At 58.3% G+C, this 5,017-nt stretch carries 1 protein-coding gene; it reads left to right on the top strand.

Translation table 11 applies throughout. The annotated features are described in order from the left end of the window. A partial coding sequence (locus tag C814_RS24165; protein ID WP_016315937.1) for a beta strand repeat-containing protein occupies window positions 1-5,017 on the top strand: 5,017 nt, incomplete at both ends.

Below are 5,017 nucleotides of genomic sequence, written 5' to 3'. Positions count from 1 at the left end.
AGGATGCCGGCCTGTCGGACTGCAAAGGGAAAGCTGAAAAAGAAGATACAAAACAGCCGGAAGATACCGGCATCTGCAAGCATCATCAGGAACATGACGATGCCTGCGGCTACCAGCCGGAATCGGAGGACAGTGAAGGAAGTCCGTGTACTTATGAGTGCCGTATCTGCCCCATTGAGGACCTGATCGCCGCCCTGCCGGATGAAGTGACGGCAGACAACGCGGAGGAGGTCCGGGCGTGGCTCGACGAAATCCTTGCCTTGTTTGGTGCGCTTACCGGGGATGAACAGGAATTGGTGGACATCACCCCCTGCCTGACGCTTCAGGAGCAGCTGGACGCCGCCAGCGCCGCCTCGCCCCTGGCGGACACGATTACCTTAAACAGCCGGATCACAATCAACAGCGGCAACTTGAACCAGTACAACAACAAAGTGATCACCGGCGCCACAACGAAAGACCATCTGACCATCAGCGGAGTGACAATTAATCTGACGATAAAAGATTTAAGCATCCAGCTGCCGTATAGCGGTGATGTCAACTCGGGTTTGGTTCACGCCGGAATCAAGCTGGAAAATAACGCCACGCTGAACCTGACCCTGGAGGGGACAAATACGATCAAGGGCGGCAGTATGAACGCGGCTATCAACGTTCCGGCGGGCTGTACGCTGACCATCAGCGGCAGCGGTTCCCTGACGGCCAGGGGCGGAGACGGGTCCGCCGGAATCGGCGCGAACTTTGGCAGACAATCAGGGATTATGACAGTGGGCACCATCAACATCAATGGCGGTACCATTGATGCTTACGGGTCGAGCGGCGGCGCGGGCATCGGCGGCACACTGCTAGGCTCCACGGGCCGGGTGGTTATTAACGGCGGCACGGTGTATGCCGAAGGTTCCGGGTATTCGGCTAATATGGGGACCGCACTGTCGGCGGCTGGCATTGGCGGGGGCAGCCAGGGGAAGCTGGAGTCCATCACCATCACCGGCGGCACGGTAACGGCGAGGGGCCATAAAGTGAGCGATGCTGGCAACATTTCAGCCTCCGCCGGAATCGGTGCGGGCACAGATGCGTATGCCTACGATGACGGTGTGCGCGACTGCGGCGACATCACCATCACCGGCGGCACGATTGACGCGAAGGGCGGCGGCGATTACGCCATCGGCTTCGGGGCAAACTCCGGGAATCAGACAGGCGGCTCCATCCAGGTCTCCGGCAGCCCCTCCATCAACATGAACGGAGGAAAGATGAAGCCCGTACCCGGCGACTATATCTTATGTGAGCTGAAGGTCACCATCTATGACAGGAGCATTGTAAGCGATCAAAGCGCCACCCTCTCCTATGGCTGCGCGTCCTGGACCGGCACGCTGAAAAAATCCAACAGCGAGCCATATTGCGGCACGCTCACAGCAAGCAATCTGCTTGTGAAAGGGTCAGGCAGCCCGACGCTGACTGTGGAAGCCGGCGGGAAAACCTGGACGAAGGAGGTGTCCCCCCAGCCCAATTGTTCCGTCATAATCGGCAATCAGGATTATCAAAAATACAGCCTGACCGGCACGATTTACGACGGAAGGATCACCGGAGCCATGACGGCAGCGTCCGTTACCATCAACGGCGAAACGCACCAGGTAACACTGACACGAAAAGATTGTCAGGTTTCCTTCTCCCTGCCCAACCTTGGGGCGGCAAATGCAAGCGGAGCATTTCCCGTTACCGTGACAGCGGGCGGTATCACCTGGACCGGCACAACCTCCGGCGGCAGCAATAAAACGCTGACCATCGGCACAAGGCTGCAAAAGGTGCGCCTGAACTTCTGGGACAGCGCCATCAACAGGAATATTTCCGTACAGGCACAGGTATCCCGGCGCGGCAGTCCCCTGGGCGCCAGCGAAACGGTAAACGACGGTACTCTGCATCGGACGCAGAACGGGAATGGCTATCTGGAGATTTGGATGGTTCCAGGGGAGGATACCACCATTTCTGTGACGGTCCCCGGCCTGAATGGCGGGCAGGCAATCGAAAAAACCGGCCTGACCATCGAAGCCCGGGACATGGAGCTGGACTGGTACCGGGGCGTCAGTTCCGATACGCCAGCGCTGGACCTCAGCAAAGGCCCCATCACCTTTGACGGCAGCAAAGGCTCACTTTCTGTCACTTATTCAGATGGCACTGGGAAGCAGCATACCCAGTCAAATCTGAGCTATGACGCGCTCCATGTGATTACGCAGAGCGATTCTGCAGCAACCGGCAATTACATCGTTGTCAAAAATCTCACCCAGCAGCTTCATATTCAGGTGAACGGTATCCATATTGATCGGAATACCGACACAGACCCCTTGATCAGCGTTGAAGCAAACTGCACAGTGGAACTGCAGACCGAAGGGGAAAATACGGTTGCGGGCAAGTCACGTCATGCGCCCGTCTCTGTGGACCCAAGCGCCACGCTGATACTGGGCGGGACAGGAACATTGACCGTGGAGAATCGTTCAGAGCTTATTGCTAGGTCGGGTGCAGCGATTGGTGGAAAAAGCGAGCAAGATAGCGGCAAAATCATCATTGAGTCCGGCACGGTGGTGGCAACTTCCCGTGGAGATGGAGCCGCAATTGGCGGCGGATACACTAAAAAAGGGACGGTGGAGATCCGTGGCGGCACCGTGACGGCGACCGCCAACAATTACGCAGCCGCCATCGGCGGCGGATACCAGGGTGCCGGGACTGTAAAAATCTCCGGTGGTCAGGTAAATGCAACCGTTTCTGGATCTGGATACGCATCTGCCATTGGCGGCGGAAGCAATGGCAACGGAACGGTGGAAATTTCTGGCGGCATCGTGAAGGCGACCGCCAACGGAAACGGAGCCGCCATCGGCGGCGGGTCCAGGGGTGCCGGGACTGTGGAAATCTCTGGCGGTCGGGTGGAGGCAACCACTAAGTTTGGAGCCGCCATCGGCGGCGGGTACACGGGTGCCGGGATTGTGGAAATCTCTGGCGGCACGATAACCGCATCCAGTAACCGTGGCGATGATGTGGGCAACGGAGCTTCCGGCAGCGACGGCAGCGTAACCATCACCGGCGGCAGCATTAAAGCAAAAAAGAAACAGGTCCTTTCCCCCACAAACGGCAGCGTGGACGTCTCTCTGGTGGAGATCACCCTGCCGGAGGGCGCGGTCCCGGCGGACACCGCCATCACATCGGCGGAATATTATGGCGTGAAGGACGTATATCCCCTTGACGGCAACAAGCTTTATTTCTACCTGCCGCAGGACGAACGTCCCACTATCAAGGTTGGCGATGTGGACTATGTCCCAGATAGCCCCGGAAGCACAAATTATATCGCGGCCCTTTCGGTCACGCTGAAGGACTACCCGCAGTCAAAAGCGTATGATGGGAATCCGGTGGAGAATCCGACAACAACCCAGGTGAGCAGCAGCGCCGCCTATGATGAGATGACCTTTACGTGGTATCAGAACGGAACGTTGTTGTCTGATAAGCCCGTCAATGCCGGGAGCTATGCGCTGAGAGTGTCCAATGCGCAGGGCATCTATAGGGATTTTGCTGTAGAGGTCACGAAGCGGCCCCTGACTATCACGGCGCAGGCGCAGACCATCGACTACGGGACGGAAATTGCGCAAGATAGGTACACGGCCAGCGGATTGGCGGCGGGGGACGCGGTGGGCAGTATTTCTCTGAGCGCAGACCAGACCACGACCGGAACCCACAGCGGGGCAATCACAATCTCCTCCGCGCAAATTATGCGGGGAGGTGTGGATGTAACAGAAAATTATGACATCACATATGAGCCGGGAGATTTGACAATCAATCAAATTGCGTGCACCGTAAGCAGCTGGCCCACCGCCGCCGGGATTACTTATGGGCAGGCGTTGGGCGACAGTGCCCTGACGGGCGGGGACGCCAACGGAATCTTCGCCTGGAAGGACAGCACGATCAAGCCCAACGCCGGGACAGCGCAATTCTCTGTGACCTTCACCCCGAATGACACGAATTACAACACTGCCACAGCGGATGTGTCCGTAACCATTGCCAAGGCCACGCCCACCCTGACCGCGCCCACGGCTTCGGCTATCGAATACGGACAGAAGCTGTCCGACAGCGCCCTGACGGGCGGCACAGCGTCAAACCCCAACGGGAACGCCGCCGTTGCCGGAAGCTGGAGCTGGGCCAACGGAAACACACAGCCCACAGCAACCGGGACTTTCCCCGTGGCATTTGTCCCCATTGATACGGGGAACTACAATACCCCGGCAAATGTTGATACCAGTGTCACCGTGAAGCCCACCGAGCCGAAAATCACCCTGACCGCCACCCCCGCCCAGCAGATTGCAGGGGGGAAAGTCACTGTGGACTGCACGGTGAAAAATCCCCATGACGCCGCGTTTTCTGACAGCCTCCCCGATGCCAGCCTTACTTATCGGATCGGGAGCGGGGCGGAACAGGCTCTGACGGGCGATGGCTTCAATATCCCGGCTGGAACGGCAGTAGGCACAGTTATCACCATCACCGCCAGCACCGCCGCCGTGGACGGCAAGTACACCGCCGCCACCAGGACGGCCACCGTGACCGTCACCGACAAAATCCCCGTAGAGATCAGCGGCATCAGCGTGACTGGGCGAGTATATAACGGTCAGCCGGTCAACTATACCGGCACCCCGGTTGTCAAAGAGCTGGACGGCACAGTTGTCACCGACGCGCTGGTTTCCTACACATGGAGCAGCGTCACAGCCCCCGTCAACGCAGGGGACTACTCGCTTGTGATCGCTGTGGACGGCGGCAAATACATTGGCAGTACAACGATTCCCGTTGTGATTGAACAGGCGGAAATCAGAGTTACCGCCCCAAGCAAAACGATTTATGTGGGGGAAACTGCCCCCGTATTCTCAGCGGCAGACTGTAACATCACGGGTCTTGTTCAAGGTGAAAACCTGAAAACCCCGCCAACCGTAGCCTATGCCGAAGCCCCGGATACCTCCAAAACCGGCTCTGTGACGGTCACGGCCAGCGGAGC

Origin of the sequence: Anaerotruncus sp. G3(2012) (assembly GCF_000403395.2) — a bacterium.
GTDB lineage: Bacteria > Bacillota > Clostridia > Oscillospirales > Ruminococcaceae > Anaerotruncus.
The sequence above is the reverse complement of the archived record's forward strand: the minus strand, read 5'-3'. Positions and strand labels throughout refer to the sequence as shown.